The organism is uncultured Anaerofustis sp. (genome assembly GCF_938029165.1).
Lineage (GTDB): Bacteria > Bacillota > Clostridia > Eubacteriales > Anaerofustaceae > Anaerofustis.
The window spans coordinates 45,658-68,816 of sequence record NZ_CALHFB010000047.1; the positions used below are offsets into that span (position 1 = coordinate 45,658).

The 23,159-nt window shown below is 33.5% G+C and carries 24 protein-coding genes, 1 tRNA gene and 1 other annotated feature; of the genes, 7 read left to right on the forward strand and 18 right to left on the reverse strand.

The window, feature by feature from the left end; genetic code table 11:
* Positions 1-5 precede the first annotated feature (5 nt).
* Positions 6-647 (forward strand): cyclodeaminase/cyclohydrolase family protein, encoded by a 642-nt coding sequence (locus Q0516_RS08650; RefSeq protein ID WP_294466655.1) that lies wholly within the window; start codon positions 6-8, stop codon positions 645-647.
* Entirely contained in the window at positions 648-1,490 is an 843-nt protein-coding gene (locus Q0516_RS08655; protein ID WP_294466657.1) for a tetrahydrofolate dehydrogenase/cyclohydrolase catalytic domain-containing protein, read from the forward strand.
* Positions 1,491-1,512: 22 nt separating this feature from the next.
* Here the strand turns inward: Q0516_RS08655 and Q0516_RS08660 are convergent, their stop codons facing one another.
* From Q0516_RS08660 to Q0516_RS08670, 3 genes are read right to left on the reverse strand one after another with little or no spacing between them, the layout of a single operon-like run.
* The gene (locus Q0516_RS08660; protein ID WP_294466662.1) at positions 1,513-2,334 is read right to left on the reverse strand and encodes an HNH endonuclease; all 822 of its coding nucleotides are present in this window, start codon (positions 2,332-2,334) and stop codon (positions 1,513-1,515) included.
* Between the two features lie 10 nt (positions 2,335-2,344).
* Entirely contained in the window at positions 2,345-3,193 is an 849-nt protein-coding gene (gene prmC / locus Q0516_RS08665; RefSeq protein ID WP_294466665.1) for a peptide chain release factor N(5)-glutamine methyltransferase, read from the reverse strand.
* Positions 3,194-3,210: 17 nt separating this feature from the next.
* Entirely contained in the window at positions 3,211-4,338 is a 1,128-nt protein-coding gene (locus Q0516_RS08670) for a class I SAM-dependent RNA methyltransferase (protein WP_294466668.1), read from the reverse strand.
* Positions 4,339-4,514: 176 nt separating this feature from the next.
* Between Q0516_RS08670 and Q0516_RS08675 the strand changes: the two genes are divergently transcribed.
* Entirely contained in the window at positions 4,515-5,834 is a 1,320-nt protein-coding gene (locus tag Q0516_RS08675; RefSeq protein WP_294466670.1) for an HD domain-containing protein, read from the forward strand.
* 371 nt (positions 5,835-6,205) lie between these two features.
* Here the strand turns inward: Q0516_RS08675 and lspA are convergent, their stop codons facing one another.
* Positions 6,206-6,670: a signal peptidase II gene (gene lspA / locus Q0516_RS08680; protein ID WP_294466674.1), complete on the reverse strand. Its 465-nt coding sequence runs from the start codon at positions 6,668-6,670 to the stop codon at positions 6,206-6,208.
* Positions 6,671-6,787: 117 nt separating this feature from the next.
* Here lspA and Q0516_RS08685 point away from each other — a divergent pair, with 117 nt between their 5' ends.
* Positions 6,788-7,987 (forward strand): AI-2E family transporter, encoded by a 1,200-nt coding sequence (locus Q0516_RS08685; RefSeq protein WP_294466676.1) that lies wholly within the window; start codon positions 6,788-6,790, stop codon positions 7,985-7,987.
* Between the two features lie 148 nt (positions 7,988-8,135).
* Here Q0516_RS08685 and Q0516_RS08690 read toward each other — a convergent pair whose 3' ends face one another.
* The 4 genes from Q0516_RS08690 to Q0516_RS08705 all read right to left on the reverse strand — a co-directional run bounded on the left by Q0516_RS08690 (position 8,136) and on the right by Q0516_RS08705 (position 11,900).
* Positions 8,136-8,915, reverse strand: a complete 780-nt coding sequence (locus Q0516_RS08690) for an ATP-binding cassette domain-containing protein (RefSeq protein ID WP_257480396.1) — start codon at positions 8,913-8,915, stop codon at positions 8,136-8,138.
* Positions 8,912-9,790, reverse strand: coding sequence for an ABC transporter permease (locus tag Q0516_RS08695; protein WP_294466681.1), 879 nt, complete (start codon positions 9,788-9,790; stop codon positions 8,912-8,914). The genes Q0516_RS08690 and Q0516_RS08695 overlap by 4 nt, the downstream gene beginning before the upstream one ends.
* A 253-nt stretch (positions 9,791-10,043) precedes the next feature.
* Positions 10,044-11,075, reverse strand: coding sequence for an ABC transporter substrate-binding protein (locus Q0516_RS08700; protein ID WP_257480398.1), 1,032 nt, complete (start codon positions 11,073-11,075; stop codon positions 10,044-10,046).
* Between the two features lie 69 nt (positions 11,076-11,144).
* Positions 11,145-11,379: a binding site (T-box leader), on the reverse strand.
* An 89-nt stretch (positions 11,380-11,468) separates the two neighbouring features.
* Positions 11,469-11,900, reverse strand: coding sequence for a hypothetical protein (locus Q0516_RS08705; protein WP_257480399.1), 432 nt, complete (start codon positions 11,898-11,900; stop codon positions 11,469-11,471).
* Positions 11,901-12,083: 183 nt separating this feature from the next.
* Here Q0516_RS08705 and Q0516_RS08710 point away from each other — a divergent pair, with 183 nt between their 5' ends.
* From Q0516_RS08710 to Q0516_RS08720, 3 genes are all read left to right on the forward strand, one after another.
* Entirely contained in the window at positions 12,084-12,308 is a 225-nt protein-coding gene (locus tag Q0516_RS08710) for a hypothetical protein (protein WP_257480400.1), read from the forward strand.
* Between the two features lie 799 nt (positions 12,309-13,107).
* Positions 13,108-13,830: a GntR family transcriptional regulator gene (locus Q0516_RS08715; protein WP_294466688.1), complete on the forward strand. Its 723-nt coding sequence runs from the start codon at positions 13,108-13,110 to the stop codon at positions 13,828-13,830.
* A 14-nt stretch (positions 13,831-13,844) separates the two neighbouring features.
* On the forward strand, positions 13,845-15,023 hold the full coding sequence (locus Q0516_RS08720) for a sn-glycerol-1-phosphate dehydrogenase (RefSeq protein WP_294466691.1): 1,179 nt from the start codon (positions 13,845-13,847) through the stop codon (positions 15,021-15,023).
* A 102-nt stretch (positions 15,024-15,125) separates the two neighbouring features.
* On the opposite strand, the gene Q0516_RS08725 is transcribed toward Q0516_RS08720, so the two are convergent.
* The 10 genes from Q0516_RS08725 to Q0516_RS08770 form a co-directional block, all read right to left on the reverse strand.
* Complete coding sequence (locus Q0516_RS08725) at positions 15,126-16,184, reverse strand: 2-hydroxyacid dehydrogenase (RefSeq protein WP_294466694.1); 1,059 nt, start codon at positions 16,182-16,184, stop codon at positions 15,126-15,128.
* A gap of 14 nt (positions 16,185-16,198) precedes the next feature.
* On the reverse strand, positions 16,199-17,056 hold the full coding sequence (locus tag Q0516_RS08730; RefSeq protein ID WP_294466697.1) for a class II fructose-bisphosphate aldolase: 858 nt from the start codon (positions 17,054-17,056) through the stop codon (positions 16,199-16,201).
* A 42-nt stretch (positions 17,057-17,098) separates the two neighbouring features.
* A complete protein-coding gene (locus Q0516_RS08735) occupies positions 17,099-17,941 on the reverse strand; it encodes a PTS system mannose/fructose/sorbose family transporter subunit IID (RefSeq protein ID WP_294466698.1) in 843 nt (280 codons plus the stop codon).
* Positions 17,934-18,695 (reverse strand): PTS sugar transporter subunit IIC, encoded by a 762-nt coding sequence (locus tag Q0516_RS08740; RefSeq protein ID WP_294466701.1) that lies wholly within the window; start codon positions 18,693-18,695, stop codon positions 17,934-17,936. The genes Q0516_RS08735 and Q0516_RS08740 overlap by 8 nt, the downstream gene beginning before the upstream one ends.
* Before the next feature lie 12 nt (positions 18,696-18,707).
* A complete protein-coding gene (locus tag Q0516_RS08745; RefSeq protein ID WP_294466704.1) occupies positions 18,708-19,208 on the reverse strand; it encodes a PTS sugar transporter subunit IIB in 501 nt (166 codons plus the stop codon).
* A gap of 11 nt (positions 19,209-19,219) precedes the next feature.
* A complete protein-coding gene (locus Q0516_RS08750; RefSeq protein WP_294466707.1) occupies positions 19,220-19,630 on the reverse strand; it encodes a hypothetical protein in 411 nt (136 codons plus the stop codon).
* Between the two features lie 23 nt (positions 19,631-19,653).
* Positions 19,654-20,598, reverse strand: a complete 945-nt coding sequence (locus Q0516_RS08755; protein ID WP_294466710.1) for a hypothetical protein — start codon at positions 20,596-20,598, stop codon at positions 19,654-19,656.
* A 9-nt stretch (positions 20,599-20,607) separates the two neighbouring features.
* Entirely contained in the window at positions 20,608-21,570 is a 963-nt protein-coding gene (locus Q0516_RS08760) for an aldo/keto reductase (protein ID WP_294466711.1), read from the reverse strand.
* A 165-nt stretch (positions 21,571-21,735) separates the two neighbouring features.
* Positions 21,736-22,464 (reverse strand): GntR family transcriptional regulator, encoded by a 729-nt coding sequence (locus tag Q0516_RS08765; RefSeq protein WP_294466713.1) that lies wholly within the window; start codon positions 22,462-22,464, stop codon positions 21,736-21,738.
* Positions 22,465-23,081: 617 nt separating this feature from the next.
* A tRNA-Lys gene (locus Q0516_RS08770) sits at positions 23,082-23,157 on the reverse strand.
* Between the last annotated feature and the right edge of the window lie 2 nt (positions 23,158-23,159).

Here is a 23,159-nt window from a genome sequence, read left to right on the forward strand (position 1 = left end):
TAGTTATGGCTTATAAAAATAATAAAGTTGAAGAATTTATTAATAAAACTTACAGTAAGGACCCTGCTCCCGGAGGAGGCGGGGTCTCTTCTTTATGCGGAGCTCTCGGAACTGCTCTTGCGGGAATGGTTTCAAATTTTACCACAGGCAAAAAGAAGTATGCGGAATTTGAAGAAGACATAAAAGAAATAATAAACAAATCAGAAAAACTGCAAAACAGATTTCTCGATTTGATAGACGAAGATGAAGAAAACTTCCTTCCCTTGTCTAAAGCCTATGGCATAAAAGCAGAAACTGCAGAAGAAAAAAAACAAAAGCAGGAAGAAATATCAAGATGTTCCATTATTGCATGCAAAGCTCCCATGGATATCATCGACACCGCATACGAAGCTATATTACTTCACAAAGAGCTCGTAAAAAAAGGTTCTGTTTTACTGATAAGCGATGTAGGTGTAGGTATAGAATGTTTAAGAAGCGCCCTTAAAGGCGGATATCTTAACATGATGATAAATATGGGTACTATCACCGATAAGACTTTTATAGATAAAAATTTAAATGCATATAAGAAAAAAGTAGATGACGGCATAAAATTATGTGATGAAATATATGAAGAAGTATTAAAAAAACTAAACATTGAGGGTATTTAAATGACAAAGAGATTACTCGGTAGTACCGTTACCAACGAAATAATATTGAAATGCAGAAAAGAATGTGAAGAATTAAAATCAAAAGGTATCAAGCCTCAGCTTGCGGTTTTAAGAGTCGGAGAAAACAAAAGTGATATCTCCTATGAGACAAGCATAATAAAGTTAATGGCTAAGGCTGATATATCCGTAAAATCCGTTGTGCTGAAAGAAGATATATCACAGGAAGATTTTGATAACAACTTAAAGGTTTTGAACGATAATGATAAGATACATGGCATATTGGTTTTCAGACCTCTTCCCAAACAGCTTGATGAAGACAAAATAAAATATATCATAAGCCCAAAGAAGGACATTGACTGTTTTTCACCTATCAATTTGGCAAAAGTATTCATTTCCGACAAGAGCGGATTTTATCCATGCACACCTCTTGGAGTAATGGAAATGCTGGATTATTATAATATTGAGCTGGAAGGAAAAGAAGTCGTATTGATAGGAAGGAGCCTGGTAGTAGGAAAACCGCTCAGCATGATGTTACTCGACAGAAATGCCACGGTAACCATTTGTCACTCGAAAACGAAAAACCTTAAAGAAGTATGCAAAAAAGCAGACGTTCTGATTGCGGCTGTCGGCAGGGGAAATATGGTAAATAAAGAATATATCAAACCGGGAGCCGTAGTAATAGACGTAGGTATAAACTTTGTAGAGGGAAAGATGTGCGGAGATGTGGATTTTGAAAGTGCTTATGAAACCGCGGGGCTTATTACTCCCGTACCGGGAGGAGTGGGAAGTGTTACGACTTCATGCTTAATGGTAAACTTGATTAAAGCGTGTAAATACTTATAAAAAACTCCCAATAAGGGGGTTTTTATATTAATTTAGCTTTATTTTTTAATTTATTAACATCTTCCTCTAAATTTAATATTTGCATTTTTGCTCTACAATTTGGACATAATGCAACTACATTATCGATCATATCACTTCCGTTTTTTGATAAATTTTTAATTCTATAACTTTCCAAATATGGTTCACCATCAGAATAATTAAAAGGTGCATGTTCCTCACATAACTCACAAATTCCATTTGCTCTTCTAATAGCGTATTCTGAAATATATTTACTACAAACATATCTAGAAGTTATTACTTTTCTTCTACTCGGATATTTATTTTGAGTTTTAATTGCATTTTCTTTCAATTTATTAATATCTAATTTTCTAATATTATTCCTTTTAAATATTTCATTTTTATTAATTATATCTATATCTAAATAAGCATTATTATATTTTAATTTTAATGGGAATACCCAGACAATCCTTTTATTATTATTTATATCAAATTGTTCTGATTGATAAGGTTCATTATTTAAAATTACTTCGCCCCTAAAAATATATTCATTTGGTAAAAATACTTCAAATAAATACAATGTAAAACCATTATTTTTTGATTCATGTAAAGTTTTATTACTTCTCCAATTTATTTTTTGATTTCCGCCCCTCCCCATTCCTGTATAATGAAGAATGTTATCCTGCCATATATCTTCATAAATAGATTTTGTATGGTCTGCAATCAAAACTAAAGTTTTATTTTTGTTAGACTTTCGCATTCCACCAGTATTACCACATGAAAAGATATTAGTTAATTCACTATTAGATATAACTTCATTTATTTTTAAATTTGGTTTAAACGTCAATTTAAACACCTCACTTTAATAATTTTAACCTCCCCGCAACAGTCCTGTCAAATCCCGCTAAATCCTTTATGATTTCGATATCCGCAAAGTTATTTTGAATAAGCAAATCCTTTACTTCCTCACCTTGGTCATAACCGATTTCAAAAATAATATATCCGCCTTTATTTAAATACTTTGAAGCATTTCTTATTATTTCTCTGTAAAAGTAAAGACCGTCTTCCCCGCCGTCAAGAGCTAAAATAGGTTCATACTTTTTAACATCATCCTCCAAAGTATCAATAATATCTTTTCTTATATACGGAGGATTGGAGATGATAACATCAAACTTACCCTCTACATTTTCATATATATCGCTTTTTATAAATTTAACTCTATCCTGTACATTATGTTCTTTTATATTTTTATTTGCCGTAACAAGTGCCTTTTCGTTTATATCCACACCTAAAATATTTACATTTTCAAGGCACTTTGCTATGGATATACTTATGCACCCGCTGCCTACACCGATTTCCAATATATCCATAGGTATAGCCTTAAAATGCTCAATCATATATTCTACTATGATTTCTGTCTCCGGACGAGGTATAAGTGTTTCTTCATCTACATAAAAATCAAGTCCCATGAATTCTTTTATTCCCGTTATATAACTGAAAGGGACATGTGAACACCTTTTATTTATAAGTTTTTCATATTCATTTATCTCATCATCTGTCAATTCATAATTTAAATCAGTTATAAAAAAAACATCATCTTTTTTTAATAAATATTTAAGCAAATATTTTGCTTCATTTATAGAATTTTCTATATTATTTTTTTTTAATTTTCTACTTGCAGTTTCAAGAGCCTCTTTTACAGTCATTAAAACCCCTCTTTTATTTATTTTCTTTTGGGATAATACTGATATAAATAACAAAGCATATTCCCGTTAAACAACTTTCTGTTCCTATCAGCTTTTTCGCCAAAGTATTTTTGGAACATCGGATGAGCACATAAAACAAACAGTTTCCAGTCCTCCAAATTTTCATACATCTTTCCGAAATCTTTGTATAGCTGTATTACTTCCGCTTCATTCCCTATCCTTTCCGCATAAGGCGGATTTACTATCATAAGACCGTTTTTCTTTCTGGAGCGAAATTCTTTCATGTCCATCTTCTGGAAAGCTACCGCATCTTCGACACCTGCTTTTCTTGCATTTTCGTTTGCCAGCTTTATGGCTCTGTAATCTATATCGTTTCCCAGAAGCCTCACTTCGGCAGGTTTGATATTCTCTCTTGCTTCTTCTTTTAAAAGCTCAAAGTCTTTAATGCTATAATCTTTCCATTTTTCAAAGGCAAATTCTCTGTTAAGTCCCGGTGCGATATTCTTTGCTTTCATTGCAGCTTCGATAACGATAGTTCCGCTGCCGCACATGACATCGCTGAAAGGTCTGTCGCCTCTGTACCCGGAAAGTAAGATAATTCCGCTTGCCAAGGTTTCTTTTAAAGGTGCTTTTAATGCATTTTCTCTATACCCTCTTTTATGAAGCCCCTTACCGGATGTATTTATAAAAATGCTGACCTTATCTTTTTTTATGTTTACTATAAGTTCATAGTATGAACCGCTTTCACTCAGCTTATTTAATTTATATTTTCTCTTAAGTCTTTCAACTATAGCTTTTTTAACGATTTTTTGAATATCTCTTTTTGAAAATAATTTTGACTTTACACTGCTTATTTTAGTCGCGTTAAAACCCGCATTCTTTTCAAATATATCCTCCCAAGGATAATTTTCAACGTTATCGAATAGTTCATCGAAAGAGTGAGCGTCGAATGACGTTATAAATATAAGGACTCTTCCCGCCGTCCTAAGATGAAGATTGACATTCATCACATCTTTTTTGTTTCCTTTAAAATAAACTTTTCCGTCTTCCACCTTACCTATTTCATATCCAAGATCGGTTATTTCTCTCTTTAGTACTTTTTCAAGTCCGAATGTGCATGTAGCAACTATAGTTAAATTATTCATAAAAATTCTCTTTTCTTTATTTGTACTTATAAAGTTTATCAAAAAAGAGATGTTTTTGAAAGAGAAAAGTTTCTTTTTATATTATATTGTTATATTACTTTATATTAGGAATTTGAATACTAAAAAAACAGTTGGCAAAAATCTATGATAAGTGTTAAAATCAAGTAGGTGATATTATGAAACTAAATATATTAAATGAAGCAAAAATCATTTTAGATAAATTTAATAATAACGGCTTCGAAGCATATATAGTCGGAGGATGTGTACGAGATTTAATTTTAGAAAGAAATCCCAAAGACTATGATATAACAACAAGCGCATCTCCGAAAGAAACTATAAAGCTATTCAAAGAGTATAAAGTTATACCGACAGGTATAAAATACGGGACCGTAACCGTAATAATAAATAATACTCCCATTGAAGTCACGACATTCAGAAAAGAAGGAAAGTATATAGAAAACAGAAGACCCGAAAGTGTAAAGTTTTTATCAAATATTGAAGAAGATTTAAAAAGAAGAGACTTTACTATCAATGCAATGGCTTATAATAAAAAAGTCGGACTTATCGACTTATTCGAGGGAAGACAGGACCTAGAAAAAGGTATCATAAGAGTTGTGGGAGACGGTAAAGAAAGGTTTAAAGAAGACGCCATAAGGATTTTAAGGGCTTACAGATTTGCGGGGAGATACGATTTTAAAATAGAAGAAGATACTTTAACGGCAATCAAACAAAATATGCACTTGCTTAACAATGTAGCAAAAGAGAGGATACTTCCCGAGATAAAAGAAATCTTTGAAAGCGGCATGGATATAAATAAAATGGATTTTATAACCACGCTCTTCCCTATTATAAAAGAATGTTTTCATACTTATCAAAACAATAAATATCATATGCAAAACGTCGGAGAACATACTTACAAAACATTTAATAATATAGAAAATGTATTCCATTTAAAAATGACTATGCTGTTACATGATGTAGGTAAGGTCAAAACCAAGACGACGGATACAGAAAATATAGACCATTTCTACAATCACTCCGATATTTCCAGGGAAATGGCTAAAAATATACTTGATGATTTTAAATTCGACAATGAAACAAAATATAAAATTTTAACGCTTATTAAAAATCATGATAAATATATGGCTCCGAAAAATAAATATGTAAAAGAAAAACTTAACGAATTTGGTGAGGAACTATTCTTTGATTTAATAAAAGTTAGGATCGCCGATGACGAATCAAAAAATCATAAACTCGTAAAGGATAATCTAAAAAGATTTAGGGATACCGAAGAATTTGCAAAAAGAGTAATAAAAAACAAAGAACCTTACAGGATAAGCGACTTAAAAATAAGCGGAGATGACATTATCTCTTTGGGATATAAGGGAAAAGACGTAGGGGAAATTTTAAAATATCTTTTAAGAGAGGTAATAGAGGACAAAAATAAAAATGAAAAAAGCAAATTAATTAAGATAGTTAGGGAATATAAAAAATAAAGGCTTATCGCTTAGCCTTTATTTTTTTACTAAGTTTAAAACTATGATTATAATATTTTCTCTATTATCTTTTAACCGATTATTCCTATATATTCTGATTAAATAAAACATTAAAATACAAAGAAAGAATACTTTTAACAAATTTATATAAATATGACTATCAATCGTATAAAATGAATTACACATTACATTTAATACTGTTATATGATACATACACTTAAATATATACAATATAATAACTCATTATCTTTTATTTTATAACAAAACAAAAGATACTTAAATGCAAGGTCCTTAATATTTTCACTGAACATTATAATAATTAAAATAAAGTCATTAATAAAACTTTAAGTAAATTTTGAATATCTCGCCTATTAAAATATACTCTCATCATCCTTGGAAAATAAGATGCATATACAAAACAAAATCCCGCCTATTGTTATAAAAACATCGGCAATATTGAATATAGCAAAATTTATAAGTCTAAAATCAAAGAAGTCGGTTACGAAACCATGAAAAAATCTGTCAATAAAATTACCTATTGCTCCGCCCAATATAAAAGATAATCCAAGCAGCAGCATTTTATTATGATTACTCTTTTTTATATTTTTAAATAAAAAGTAAAAAACAACCAATATAAAAACAAGACTTACAAGAGTAAGAAGAGCAGTATTTTTAGAAAAAATGCTAAATGCAGCCCCGGTATTCTCGCAGTAAGTAAAATGAAACACATCTTTTATAATAGGGATAGTACTGACAGGCTTTAAATTATCAATAACTATTTTTTTACTTATCTGGTCTAAAACCACACTAATAATAACAATCAAATAATATATCATATTAACCTCATAATTATTAAATTTTAATTAATTATATCATAAATATACTTTCTTTATAGTATTTTAACTTATTAGTATGATATAATTTGAAAATAAATGAAAAAAGAGAGGGATACAATGAAACAATTCAAAAATATTGAACGGAAGTATATTGAATACCTCGTTTTAATAACGTTTGCGGTATGCTTTATAATAGCCTTTTACTTTGGCATTCAAAATTTATCTTCTTTCAGCAATAAACTTGTAGGCATATGGAATGCATTTTATGTTCCTTTAAAGCCAGTACTCATTGGCTTTATAATAGCGTTCTTCCTATATCAGCCCGTAGATAACCTCTATAATAGAATAAGTAAACACTCCAAATTTAAGGACGGAACAAACCGCGTCCTCTCTTCAGTGGCGGTGATGATAATAGCTATTTTAATAATAACACTAATAGTATATATAGTCCTTCCGAGTACTATAACGAGTATAACATCTCTTATAACATCAATTCAGGATAATATGGGAGCAATAGAAAATTTTGTTACGGACTTGACAAAACATCCTATGGTCGTAAATATCCTAAACTTTTTTAATATAGATATAACCACATCAAGCGGAGTGAATGCAACTTTGGTGAATATGCTGAGTTTTGCAAAAACTTGGGTCGAAGGAATAGGTACAAACCTTGTTAATGCAACAATGAGTGTAGGTAAAACCGTCTACAATGTATTCATAGCAATATTCCTTGCACTTTATATGCTCATAGATAAAGATACACTATTAAGTCAATTTTCAAGAGTTGCAGAAGCAATATTCTCGGAGCGGATTTACGGAAGAGTATCCTATGTATTGGACTTAATGAATTATATGTTCTTTAAATTCTTATCAGGAAAGGCTATATGCTCACTTATTGTAGGTGCAATGGGAATGGCTCTTGCATATATATTTAAAATCAAATATGCTTCGCTCATAGCATTCATCATAACGATAACAAATATGATACCCCTCTTCGGACCTATATTCAGCGTTATCCCATGCTCTATATTCGCAATGATTTCGGGCGGACCTATCCAGGGGATTATCATGGTACTCATAATAATATTCATTCAGCAAATCGACCAAAATGTACTTGCACCGAAAATACTCGGTGATGTAGTGGGACTAAACGGTTTCTGGGTCATTGTTTCCATAATATTCTGCGGAAGCCTGTTCGGTGTTGTGGGAATGGTAATAGGAATACCTATATTTGCAGTCCTTAAAATATTGATGGGACAATGGCTTATGGACAGAAAAGATGAAAACAAACCGCCTCTTCTTACAAGTAATAAGTAAATTCAAATATAATAAAATCCTTTATCATAGATGCGGGGCACTACGCCTGCTACGCAGATTCCGCGCCCCTTATCCTACACATCTCTACAATACAATAAAAAAGACCGCACACAGCAGTCTTTTTTTAGTTGGAATGTTATTATTTATTCTAAAGCGAGTTACCGCTTTCAATGCTTATTTCATTAAATCTTTCAAGTAAATCGTCTATAACAACATTATCTTTATCTTTTCCCGACTTATCTATTATCGCCTCTCCGTTATGCATCATTATTATCCTATTTCCGTATTCGACCGCAAAACGAAGATTATGAGTTACCATAACGGTGGTTATGTTCTTCTCCCTTACGATTTCATCGGTAAGTTCCATTATTATTTCAGCCGTCTTAGGGTCCAGAGCCGCAGTATGCTCATCTAAAATCAAAAACTCTATATCCGCCATTGTAGTCATAAGTAGAGCCATAGCCTGTCTTTGCCCGCCCGATAACGAACCTACCTTACTTTCAAGCATATCTTCAAGCCCTAAATTAAGCCTCGACAATAATTCTTTATAATGACCTATCCTCTTTTTATTCGTTCCTAGTCCAAGTCCGTAAGAACTGCCTTTATTATCGGCTAAAGACATATTTTCCAAAATAGTCATACTTGGGCATGTACCCATGGAAGGGTCCTGATACACTCTGCCTATCTTTCTGCTCCTGACAAATTCTTTCTGCTTTGTTATATCTTCTCCGCCAAGAATTATCTTACCCTTCTCAGGGGATAAACTGCCGCAGATGAGATTGAGCATTGAAGTCTTTCCGGAACCGTTACTTCCTATTACGGAAATAAAATCCCCGTCGTTTATATCCAAATTAAAATCTTTAAAAAGACAAACTTCGTTTATCGTACCTATATTATAATATTTATCTATATGTTCTAATCTTATCATTCTTTCACCTTCTTTTTACGGTCCATACTGAACACCAATATTATAAAGAATAATAAAGCCGTAATGAGTTTTAAATCAGAAGCTTCCAGTCCGCACTCAATAGCGATAGCTACACACGCCTTATATATAACGGAACCGAATACTACAGCCGTAGTCGCCTTTATTTTATCCGTTTTAAATACATTCATACCGATTATAACACTGGCAAGACCTATAACGATAGTCCCAGTTCCCATTGTTATTTCAAAGAACCTCTGTTGCTGACACATCACGCTTCCGGCAAGTGCAACAAGTCCGTTTGCAATAGCTAAGCCTATTATCTTCGTTATTCCGCTGTCTTTTGCGAGAGAAGTAACTATCTTTTCATTGTCTCCTACAGCTCTTAGTAAATATCCGGACTTCGTCTTAAGATATAAATCCAAAAGCAGCTTAGATATTATAAGAACTATGAATATCACTATCATAGTCTTATAAGGTGCAAGGAATGAAGGAAAGATCCCATTTATAAAATCATTATCGAATATAGTCTTATAATTGAATATGGGTACATTTGCAATTCCCCCCGCTATACGAAGATTTATCGTATATAAAGCGGTCATCATGATGATACCTGAAAGTAAATCTCTGACTTTGAACTTAACGTGTATGATACCCGTAAGTACTCCCGATAAAGCCCCCAAAAATGTTGCCGCAACGAGTGTCAAATAAGGGTTTACCCCAGCTATGATGAGCATTGCGGTCACCGCAGCTCCCAGAGGAAATGTCCCGTCAACGGACAAATCCGGGAAGTCCAATATTTTATATGTAATATATACGCCTATTGCCATGATAGCGTATATAAAGCCTTGTTCAAAAACGCCGATAATCAAATCCAACTTTTTATCTCCTTTTCTTATTTAAATAAATAAGTATATAGTCAAACTTTGATTTAACTATATATTTAATTACTTAATTATTTAATCCATACGTCAAAAGTCAAGCTCCGCTAAGTTTTACGAGAATACCATAAGTTTTATAATAAATTTAATAAGGGTTAGATAAATTTCTTTTCGAAATTTATGATTTTGGGAGCTCAACTTTTTTGACGTTTGAATACTTTATTTAAACCCCAAAGGGCTGTAAACAATATTATTTATTTTCTTTTGACTGTTCTATTTTATCGAAAGTCTGGCTTGCCTGTTCTTTGACACCGTTACTGATTTCGATACCAAGGTCATTTGCAACTTTAGTATTTATAACGATTTCTCCCGAGTCAAATGTTTCGAAAGGCATATCTTGCGCCTTAGCTTCACCTTTTAAAACTTTAGCCGCCATTTTACCCGTTTGATTTCCAAGCTTTACAAAATCGATACCTACACATCCGATACATCCTATTTTAACTTGTTCTATTTCTGAACCGAAAACAGGTTTTTTAGCTTTGTTTGCTTTATCCAAAATCGTAGGAAGATTGCTTACTACGGTATTGTCCGTTAAGTTTGTGATGCAGTCTACTTTTTTCAGTAAGCTGTCTGTAGCCATAGGGATATCAGCCGCACTGCTTGTTCCCTGAGTTACTATTTTTACTCCATATTTGCTTGCTGCTTTTTCGTAAGCTTCGATACCGGCTTTTGAATTTACTTCGCTTGTACTGTAAAGGATACCTACATTTTTTACTTTCGGCATCATATCAGTAATCAATTTTAATTGGTCATCTGCAAGTACCAAATCGGATGTTCCCGTGATTTCTCCCACGTTTTTATCATTATCGTCAACAAAACCCGCAAGTTTAGGAGATGTTACAGCCGTGTAAATTACAGGGATATTTTTATCTTTAGACGCATTATATGCACTTTGTGCACTAGGTGTAGCTATTGCACAAATCATATCCATATCTTTTGAAGCAAAGCTTGTTGCGATCTGATTGTCCGTTGCTGCATCAGAACCTGAATTCTTATATGTAACATTTAAATTTTTGCCTTCTTCGATACCTTCTTCTTTTAAACCTTGTAAAAATCCTTCTCTGCAATTATCAAGTGAACCGTGATTTGCAAACTGCAAGATACCGAGTTCGTATGTTTTATCTCCGCCGCTGCCGCTGTCACTGTTTCCGCAGCCTGCAAATAATCCTGCTGCACATACTAAACTAAGTCCGACCATCAATAATTTTTTTGTTCTTTTCATTTCTTTTTTCCTCACTTTATTAAAAATTTTTTATTTTTAATATAGAAAAAGCCCCAAGCAAAATGCTTTGCTTGAGGCGAAAATATCCGCGGTACCACTCAAATTGACATAAAAGTCCACTCTCATACACATACCATCATATGCGCCCGGTCTGATAACGGGTCGGGAACCCGATGACCCCTACTACAGTTCAAAGTCACCCTCAAAAGTCCATTCAACAAGGAAATCATGCTATAATCACACCGCCTATAGCTCTCTTTAAATCATTCTGATCTTGCCTACTACTCTTTCTCTACGGTTTTCTATATTAATGTTGTATAGAATAATACACTTTTTTTATTTTGATGTCAAGAGTTTTCTGTAAATTTCGAAAAATCAATCAAAACTGAAATTCTATTCCTCATCTTCTTCGCTCATAAAAACAGGAGGTGTTATAACCGGGACCCTTCCGAATGAAGACAGCACTTGGGATATCAATAAAGACACCCCCGATATGGTAGAACTTAGAAAAAACTCTTCATTTTCGAGTATCTTATTTTCCAAATCACTGGTCTTTGACATAAGAACTATCGTATCGTTAAAATCCTCTTTAACGCTGAAATTAGCCGTTGCACTCACCTGCAAGAACGGTTCTACATCATCGTCATTTTCATATACAAGCGTTCTCGTAAAATCTATGATAAGCTCCTTATTGTTTGCTTCCAGTATCTCTATTTCATCGGCAACACCAAAATCCAAATTCCCCCGAAACTCGGGACTGACAAAACTAACCGACGTTAAATCACATACTTCATCTTCTTCAAAGTAATCAACAAAATTATGCATTTTTCGCTCCTTTAATACTTTATAAAAGTATTATATCAAAATTTATCGTAATAACTACATTTATTTTTCAAATCTGAAAAATACATCACAGTAAAAATTATTAATTATCAGATATACTACAATTTTTTTACAGTATCAAGTGTTATTATGATAATACAAAAATTACCAAGGAGTAGTGATATTATGGATACATATATTAAAGCAACGATAGATGTAAGGAAAAATATCATATTTAAAAACTGCAATAATTACAAACTTATGAAGATTGCTGCAAATCTATTTGAAAGGATTTATAAGCTCGGCGAACAATGCAGAGACGTAAATGAATTTGAAAACAAATTTTTGGAAAGCTATTTAAGTGAAAAATATAAATATTTATTTGAAAAAGTGGAAGGAGACTTAAAATAAGTCTCCTTTTTTATTATACATAATCATTATTTGAAATGTTTCATTTTGATAATATATGTAATTATTAGCCTTACAGATAAAATCATATATAAAAGTAAATTAGCGAACTTTAGATTAACTTTATTAAAATGCTTTATAAAAAAATACAAACAATATCAATTAAATATGCAACTATATAACGACTTAATAAAATGCCTCCGCAATGATATTCAAACGTAGCTTTTGCATCTCTTTTAGCAACTGCTTTAGCCTCCGCAGCTTGAGCGGAGATTTTTTCGTTCTTTTTTATCTTTAAAAAAGAACAGTTTTACCCTTTAATCCACGCACCCCTGTATGGGATGCGACCGTGCTTGTCCGTTTCTTCAAAATAATTATACTGTTTCAATCCACGCACCCCTGTATGGGATGCGACTCTACAAATCCCTTCAAATAGCCTATTACAGACACTTGATAAAATATAATATTTTAAATTACTTTACTGAATCCCGCTATTTAAAAGGATTTAAAAACTATTAAAAAATGTGAGCTTGAGGTTCGTAGTAGTACTGCTAAGGTATTATCTTTTATTTAATTATAGTATAACTCGGATACTCTTTCAATACAAAATATTTTTACTTCTAAATTATAAAAATTCATGTAGTCTGTTTATAAATAATATCATTTAAGTTCATAATTTTTCTAATCTAATGAATATTTTATACCCACTGGAAATATATTTTATTAAATACTATTGACAATCTATCAAATAATGCATATTATAGTATTAAATAATATATCCAGTGGATATAAGGAGTCATATATGAATAAAATCAAAAATAAACCTCTATATAAATTGATAAAAGAAAAAATCAAAAAAGACTTTAAAGATCTTCCTTATTACAGCAACCTTCCGGGAGAGAGAGAACTTTGTATAAAATACGACGTCAGCAGACCAACGATCATATCTGCTTTGAACCTTTTGGAGGAAGAGGGACTTATTATCAGAAAAGAAAGAAAGGGTGCCTTTTACCTCGGAAACAGTCCTTATACCGACCATCAGCTTACTTCTATAGTCGGGTTTTTCAATGATGCCAAAATGCAGGGTAAGAAAGTAACAAATAAAATCCTCTCACAAAATATAGAAAAAGCAGATGAAAAAATAGCGAAAAAATTAAATATAAATATATCCGATGAGATATTTATTTTAAAAAGACTCAGATATATAGACGGAAGTCTGTTTTCTCTGTCTACGTCATATATACCAATAAAGTATACAGAGTATTTATTGCATGAAGATTTTACACAGAAGTCTCTATATGACATACTTTCAAGCAAGGGAATAATACCATACAAAGCCTGTCAAAAAGTATTTATAAAACCAAGCGATAAATACGAAGCACTATACTTGAAGATAGAAGAAAAAACACCTATATGTGTACTTAAATCTACCACTTTTACAAAAGAAAATGAACTCATAGAATACGTCGAAGTCAAATCCGAAGCATACAAAACCGAATACGAAATGGTAGTTTATAATAATTAAACTTTGGAGGAAATATGAAAAGTATATTAGAAATGAATATCAACGAGATGTCAAATTTGAACTTTGAATGTGAATGCGGGAGAAAACATAAACTCCCCATTAAGGAGATATGTATTAAAAATAATGCACTTGATGAACTCAGAAGAGTATTATCCCCTTTCAAAGATAAAAAAATATTTATGTTCAGCGACGAAAATACCTATAAAGCCGCGGGAGAAAAGACCTCTCGGATATTAAAAGATAATAATCACACATTTAAAAACTTTGTGATACCAAACAGCAAAGAAATACTTATACCAAACGAAAAAGTCCTCGGACGCCTTTTCATGGAACTTGAAAATGATACCGGACTTATAATTGCCGTAGGAAGCGGGACTATTAACGACCTCGGCAAATATTTATCCATAAAAACAAATATACCCTACATCATAATATGCACAGCGCCCTCAATGGACGGTTATGCCTCCGACGGTTCGCCCCTAATATGTGACGGTTTTAAAATTTCATTTGATGCAACACTTCCTTACGCAATAATAGAAGATGTGAATATAATGAAGAATGCACCGGATGAACTGATACGAGCGGGATTTGGAGATATAGTCGGAAAAATAACGGCTTTGATGGATTGGAAACTGTCAAATATCTTAACTGGAGAATATATTTGCGAAACCTGCGTTACACTCACTGAGAGAGCGATACAAAGAGTAATAGACAGCGCGGACAAACTAATGGACAGAAATGAAAAATCCGTTCAATATCTTCTTGAAGCTCTTACGTTCACAGGTGTGGCAATGGGGCTGGTCGGAGTATCAAGACCGGCTTCCGGTGCGGAGCATATGATATCACATTACTGGGAAATGGACTTTATAAAAAGAAACAAATATCCATATCTTCATGGAATAAAAGTCGGGATAGCCACTCCTATAGTATTGGAGCTTTTTGAACTTATGAAAGAAGAAATACCAAAAGAAGTATTTAAATATAAATACTATAAAGAAGATGTAATAAATTTATTAAAAACCGTAGGCGCACCAACACTTCCGAGTGAAATAGAAGTGGATAAAGACTTATTCCTTCAAAGCATGCTGGGTGCATATAAGGTGCGAAACAGATACAGTATATTTGAATATGCGGTGGAAAAAGGAAAGATTGAAGAATATTCTAAAATAATAACGGATGAGATATATACCTAAAACTACAATATAATGGCTAAGCTGTTCAACAATCAAACAGCTTAGCTTAAATTTTAATTTTAAGGATTTTATATTAAGTAGTTTTATTGGCTTATTTTAAGACTAATTTCTTTTATTAACAAGCTCTTCACCATTTAAAAATCTTTCTATGTCTTTGACTACTATATCTATCGACAAAGCAGCCAAATCACTCGTCCCTCCTGCTCTGTGAGGAGTCAATGTTACATTATCCAAATTCATCAAAGGATGATCTTTTGGCAAAGGTTCGGTTTTAAATACATCAAGCCCCGCACCTGCAATGCTTTTATTTTTTAAAGCCTCAATGAGTGCGTCTTCATCTACAAGCCCCGCCCTTGCCGTATTTATAAAGAAGGAGGAAGGCTTCATCATTTTAATCAATTCTTTACTTACAAGTCCCTCGGTTTCTTTGGTAAGTCTTGCATGAACACATACATAATCTGCATTAGACATTAATTCTTCCATAGAAACTTTTTTAGCATTATTTTCTTTCATAATGTCTTCATTTAAAAACGGATCATATGCGATGACATTACAGCCAAATGCCTGCACTCTCTTTGCGACATTTCTTCCAATAAGTCCAAAGCCGACTATTCCCACAGTCTTGTTCCTAAGACTTTTAACATACCGGAAATTAAGTGGTCTGGAGCTATCCCATTCACCCTTTGCATTCATTGAATCTCTTGCTATGTTTCTGGACTCTGCAAGCATCAAACCAACAGTATAATCGGCTACTGGATCTGCAAGTCTTCCCGGAGCAACCACCACTTTTACTCCATTTTTCGCGGCAGTATCGATAGCTACATTTTCTGCTCCGCTTCTTGTTACACATATAAGTTTCAGTTTCTTTGCCGCTTCTATTATTTTAGAACCTACAGGCGCGAAATTTGCGATGATTATATCTGCATCTTCGGCTTTATTTAAAAGCTCTTCGCACTGCTCCATTTTATCCGCCCCTTTTTGCTCCATTTCGGAAGCATATTCCACAAATTGTTCTCTGCTCCATCCTTTTTGGTCTCTGACATATGTAATATCCACATTATAAGGTTCTAATTTTTTTAATATTTCCTGAACATCATCTTCCATTACTCTTTCTGTAGGGATAGATGTATCAGTTAAATATACTATTTTAATTTTATCCATTATCTATCCCCTTCCTACTTTATGACCTTTGTTTCAAAAATATCCATTTGTTCCTTAACGCACTTTTTAACGGTATCTTCTACACAAATATTTAAATCAAGATATCTTGCTCTTCCGTCTTTTTCTTTTAACATTTCATAAACATTGCTTACGGCTTCCATCATCATTTCCGTAAAGAAATTTATTTTAGTTATTCCGAGGTTGATTGCATTTTTAAAATCTTTTTCGGGAAGTCCGCTTCCTCCATGCATTACAAGAGGTACTTCCACTATCTCTTTTATCGCTTTTAATCTTTCGTAATCGAGTTTAGGCTCACCTTTGTATACACCGTGGACGGTCCCGACAGCAACTGCTAAAGCGTCAACGCCTGTTTCATCCACAAACTTTTTTGCATCTTCCGGCTTTGTAAAAAATTCTTCTTTTGCAGTGCTTCCTTCTATACTTCCCTCCGGTGCAGCAACATGACCTATCTCTGCCTCAACCTCGACCCCGGCGGCATGAGCGGCTCTTACGACCTCTTTTGTTTTTTTGATGTTTTCCTCGAATGGTAATTTTGAACCGTCAAACATTACCGAATTACATCCCCAGTGAATTGCTTTCATCACAGTTTCAAAACTATCTCCATGGTCGAGATGATAGACTATTTTTGCATCGGATTTTCTTATCCTGTCGATATTGAATTGAAAATACGATTCAAGCCCCTCTCTGTCAAAAAAATAACTGGGGATCATAAGTATAATCGGCTTACCTGTTTCCTCCGCTGCTTTTATGATACCTTCCGTAAAAGTAAAATCAGCAGTGTCAAATGCTCCTACTCCGTATCCTTGTTCCATTGCGGGAATCAATGCTTCTTTTAATGATATTAATGACATTTCATACCTCCGTCTTAATTTATTTTTGTCTTAATATTTATCTTATAAAATTCCAAAGAAAGATAAAATGAGAGAAATTACTATGATTGCTAACAGTAAATGTGTGTACTTACCTTTTTTAGATAAGAATAAATATGTGCCCGCCATTGCAAGGAATGGAAGTAATCCGGGAAGTATCCCGTTAAGTATGCTTTGAAGTTCAACGGTTACTTTATTGCTGGTAAATGTGAGCGGAGTTGATAATATTACATACTTAGACGCCATTACCCCCATCATAAACATCCCCATCACACTGGCTCCGACTAAGATCTTTTGAATTATACCTTTTTTAAGTATAGTAAAAATGGATTGTCTTCCCTCTTTATATCCAAGCTTATACATACTGTAACCCATTAAAGGAACATATAACCAAAACACCAATACTTCTCCTAGAGCACCTGCCAAAGATCCTGCATATGCAAAAGGAAGGAATATAGCTTTTGCGAGAGGCATTATAGTCGCCCAGTTCAAACTGTCTCCAAAGCCCGCAACAGGTCCCATTAAACCGGTTTTAAAGTTTGTAATAAGTTCATCGGGTACATCTTCCCCTTCGGCTTTAGCTTCTTCCATCGCTACTGTCGCTCCAAGTATCGCGGCGCCGTATGTCGGTTCGGTAATAAACGTAGTGGAATGTCTTTTCAAAGCATTTATCAAATCTTCTTTTTTTGTATATATCTTACTTAAAAAATTTGCTAGCGTGTAACAAAACCCCATTCCGTAAAGGCGGTCAAAACTCGAACCCGTGTTTATAAATAGCTGGAACTTAATCCAAATACGAAAATGTTCCTTTTTACTCAATAAAGATTTTTTATTATCTATCTTTTCTTTTTTATTCTTATTAAACATTCGTTTCACCCCCGTTTAAACCGGCATCATTGGAAAACTGAATATGTAAAGCCGCTGCAGCCAGTGCAAAAATCGCTGTTGTAATCATAGGCATGGAAGAAATTTGTACCAAGAAAAATCCGATCAAAAAGTAAGGTAACAAGTTCTTCTTTCCTATCATCAAGATGCATGTTGCAAATCCTATTGAGGGAAGTATACCGCCTGCTACGGTAAGACCGTTCATCATCCACTCCGGTATCATTGCAATCAATGGCTGGGCAAAAGATACACCAAAATATGCAATTATAAGAACAGGGAAAAACCTTACTACAAATTGAGTTAAAATCGGACCTGTTACCGCGGCAAAACGTATACCTTTGATATTTCCTTCATTTGCATATTCATCGCCCTTTTTTACAAAATAACTGTTTATCGTTTTTCTTAAAGTATCAACAAAGGCACCTAAAACACCGAAAGGCACAGCTACAGCTATAGCCGCTGTCGCATCAAGGTTTGCCGTAAGTGCAATAGGTATCGCAACACATGCAGCAAGTGCTTTATCATTAGGAAGGACATTCCCTGCTGTGAATACTCCCATATACATAGCCTGAAGCCCTGCACCTATTATTATTCCCTGCGTAAAATTGCCGTATAATAAACCTGCTATCGCACCAATTATTATCGGCGACTGAAAAGGCATTGTTAGTATACTTATTTCAGAACAGCTCCACCAATATAAAAGTGCTATAATAATAGCAATAATTAATTTTTCCATTTTTTATCCCCTTTATAATTTTAGTTTATTTAAAACCATATCCAATTCATGCGGTTTATCTTCAGGCTCGGGAAGAGACTGAAAATATACATCTACTCCGCTAATTTTAAGCTCTCTGAGTTTTTTTATCTCTTCACTGTTTAAATTGACGGAACCTATTATATTCATCCTGTCAAGTGTACCTCCCGGGACTTGACCGATATCAAGGGAAGGATAATCAAACCCTGCATTATATGCTCTTTGAGCACTGTCTACATCTTTAAAAATAGCTATTATATTTCCGTCTCCGAAACTATCTTCAACCCACCTTTTTGCGCCTTCTTCCACTCCGTAAATCAGTGTCTTGACTCCGGGAACGCCCGCCATTTCAAAAAATTGTTTCATAAAATCATCATGTGCCGTCTCATCATCGACAATAACGATTTTACTGATATTAAGTACTTTCGACCATTTCGATGCAATCTGTCCGTGAATGAGCCTTGCATCTATTCTGGTAAGTGCTAATTTTCCCATAATGTAACTCCTTATTTTAAACCTTTAAATTTTTCATATAGATTGACTATACTATCATCTGAATCTTCCATAACGGAATTTAATAGCTCTGCTCCTGCTTTATTGTCTCTTTCAAATAAAGCACATACAACCGTTGCCAGATTTACTCCGCAAAGAGCAAATACTTCACACTCTCTCATCATTTTTATTACGGTATTTGAAGGAGTCCCTCCAAGTATATCCACCAATATGATAGAACCGTAGGGCATTGAATTGTATAGTTTAAGTGCTCTTACATAATATTCGTCAGGGTCCTGCCCTTCAAGCAAAGGCAGCACTTTTATATGATTTCCGCCGCCCGCAAGCATCACTGCACTGTCCTTAAGTCCCTCACATAAAGTTCCGTGGGACAATATTAAAATTTCCGGTCTATTTTCTGACATATCCGTTCCTTTCTTTTTTTTATTTATTCAAATATCCTGGCGGGATTTTTAATCAGCATCGTATCTATATCATCTTTACCAAACCCCTTTTTTCTAAGCACCGGAAGTACATTTTTATGAATATAAGACAGATCGGACCCGGGATTTCTTTTGTGAGAACTTTTCTTTACTTCATACACATCGTTAGTACAGTAAACAAGATGGTCATGAGAAAGTATTATCTGATCCATCCATCCTCTGTCGAGCAAGGTCATCAAGGTCTTCATCCTGTTTTCAAAAGAATTATGCTTATCCTGTCCAAATCTATCAAGTCCGACATAACTTCCTCTTTTAAGTATCTTTTCTATATAGTCGATATCGTTACTGTCTCCGCAGTGCCCTATAACAACTTTATGTAAATCAACACCATGCCTTTCAAAAATATTCTGCTGAATAAGACCGCATCCGTTATGAGGAAAAGTATGAGTAAAAATCGGAAGTCCGCTTTCTTTTGCTACTCTTGCACATGCGTTTAAAAGTGTTTTGTTTTGATTTGTTACTCCTTTTTCATCAGTGGCACATTTTACTGCTGAAGGCTTTATTTTACTTCCTTCCATTCCCTCATATACATCCTTTAAAAAAAGTTTTACAAGCGTATCTTCGCTCACTCCCCTGAAGTACGGCTGGTCGTCGGCATAAACGCCCGTAACGCAAAGTATATTCACTCCTGCTTTTTGAGCTATTTTCTCAAGAAGTCTTACATCTCTTCCTAAAGACCATGGAGTCAAATCTCCGTATGTGGTTATATTATACTTCTCTTTCATCTCTATAAGATTTTGTGCTACTTCATCGCTTACTTTATCATAATCAACAAAACCTTGTAAACATATTTTCTGGTTCCAATCACTTGCAACTATATGTTCATGAATTAAAGTAACGCCGAAATCCTTTGTATCTATTTTTCCTAAAACCGTCTCAACACTGCTCATAGGATTTTCCTACTTCCCGACAGTCTTTTCTATAGCTTCATTTAACATAGACATTTCTTCTTTTGTAAGTGACCAAGAAAATGCTTCGCAGTTTTCATTGGCTTCTTTAGGATCTCTAACGCCCATAATGGAAGTAGTTATAAATTCATTTTGAGTATTCCAATTTACCGCAACTTGCGCCACCGGTACATTTCTCTCACCCGCTATTAAATCCATGGTCCTTAAAAGTTCCATTACTTTGGAAAATTTAGGTTCTTCAAAGAAATCATAAAATCCGAGCCTTGCATCATCGGGAGCAAAATTTGGTATTTCCCTTATCGCTCCGGTAAGAATTCCGGCACCCAGAGAACCGTAACTCATTGTACCTACATCTTTGTCATGATACTTTTTCAGTAAATCTTCCATAGTTCTGTTTACCATAGAGTACGGAAACTGCAAAACATCAAGAGCTTTTAAATCATACAGTTCACTAAGCATCGGCTCTTCGAAATTAGATACCCCGGTAAATTTTATCTTTCCCGCTTTTTTAAGCTCATCAAAAGCGTCTACGGTTTCTTCAAGAGGTGTATTTATATCAGGCCAATGAATCAAATATACGTCTATATAATCCGTGTCTAATCTTTTCAAAGAATCATCGACTTGTTTTAAAATACTCTTTTTACTGCTGTCTCTTATTGCTCCCGCACTAAAGTCCTTATTCTTTTCGTCCGGCCATCTGATACCGCATTTTGTAAGAAGAGTAACTTTATCTCTTTTTCCTTTCAAAGCTTTCCCGAGAACTTCTTCCGCATGTCCCATACCGTAAGTCGGTGCACAGTCGATGAAATTTACTCCGTTATCTATCATCTGATGAATTGCTTTAATGGATAAATTATCATCGACACTTCCCCAGTTTTTACCCCCTATTGCCCAAGTACCGAGAGAAACCTGAGAAACATCGATTCCCGTATTCCCTAATTTTTTATATCTCATAACTATCCTCCTCAAATATTGATATTGTATTAATACATTTTTAATATAATTTGATTATAACATGATTAATACATTTGTCAATACATTTTTAATACATTATATTATTTTTATATTTATTTTGTATTATATTTGCCTTTTTTTGCCAAAAAAAATAAGCATAAAAGCTTATTTCTTCTGTCCGGTAGTAATTATATAACTGTATTCACTTGTTAAAAAGTAAGTTTGAGAATATTCCAAAACCCTGTCGTCGGTGGAAAATAACTGAGCTGTAATAAATAGTATCGGTTCCTCTTTATTTATACACAGTAAATCGGAAACTTCATCATTTGGCATTTTTGCCTCTATATTCTGATAATTATAGGATACGTTATATCCATATTGATCCTCCATGATACTGCGGAAAGAGTTTTCTCTGAGCAGCCATGGATTAAAATCTTTGAACATCTTGGATTGAAGCCACATTATTTGAAGAGCATAGGGCTTATCGTCACTCTTCCTAAGTCTTCTTATACACATGATATCATCATTGACATTGCAAAGAAGATTTTTTGCTAAGTCTTTATCTGCCTTTATATACTCCATTCTTATGATATCGGAAGTGGATTTTTTACCCGACTTTGTTATCTGCTGATGAGTACTCACGACTTTACTTTCTTCGCTGCTGCCGAAACCGCCTTTAACAAAGTATCCTTTATTTTGTATATGTGTTATATATCCCTCTTCTGATAAGAGCGATAGTGCTTTTCTAACTGTTACTCTACTTATGCCATAATAATCCTGATAATATTTTTCTGTATTCAGCTTATCGTTTTCTTTTAAACTTCCCTTTTTTATCTGACCTTTGATATCTTTAGCCATTTGATAATAAAGAGGAAGTGAATCTACAAATTTCATAATCGCTCCTTATCTATTATTTAATATGTCATACATAATATAATAATAATACATTTACAATACAATCATATCATTGTAGCATTACTATGTCAACATTTTGATTTGTTTTTAATACATAATTATTTTTCAAATTTAATTATTCTAAATATTAAATATAAAGTTTAGTGATAAAAACGTAAATTAGGTAATTAAATTCTATTTTAATAATAAAGTTTATAAAAAAATTAAAAATATACTAAAGCAAATAATTTTAAAAAAAGGCAGTAAATAAAAATCACAATGTAAATAACGATATTTTACTTAATGCTGAAAATATAGATAAACTATTTTAACTTTGACTATTCTCAAAAATAAATACATTCATTTTTTATGCTAATATTCTCTTAATATACACCGACCATTAGAGGAAATAACTTCGTTTTTTTCACTCATATGAATTCTTAAGCTTCGCTTAATTTTGTTAAACTTTAATATTTAATTTTTTACCAGTCTCTTACTGACAATTCGAAAAATAATCCTTTGGATTTTTTTCTCATATAAAATTATTCTCTTCGTTCATTTTTATGTCTACAACATAAAAAAACGTCTTTCAAATGAAAGACGTATAATTTCATACATGGTGATCCGTCAGGGGATCGAACCCTGGACACCCTGATTAAGAGTCAGGTGCTCTACCAGCTGAGCTAACGGACCAT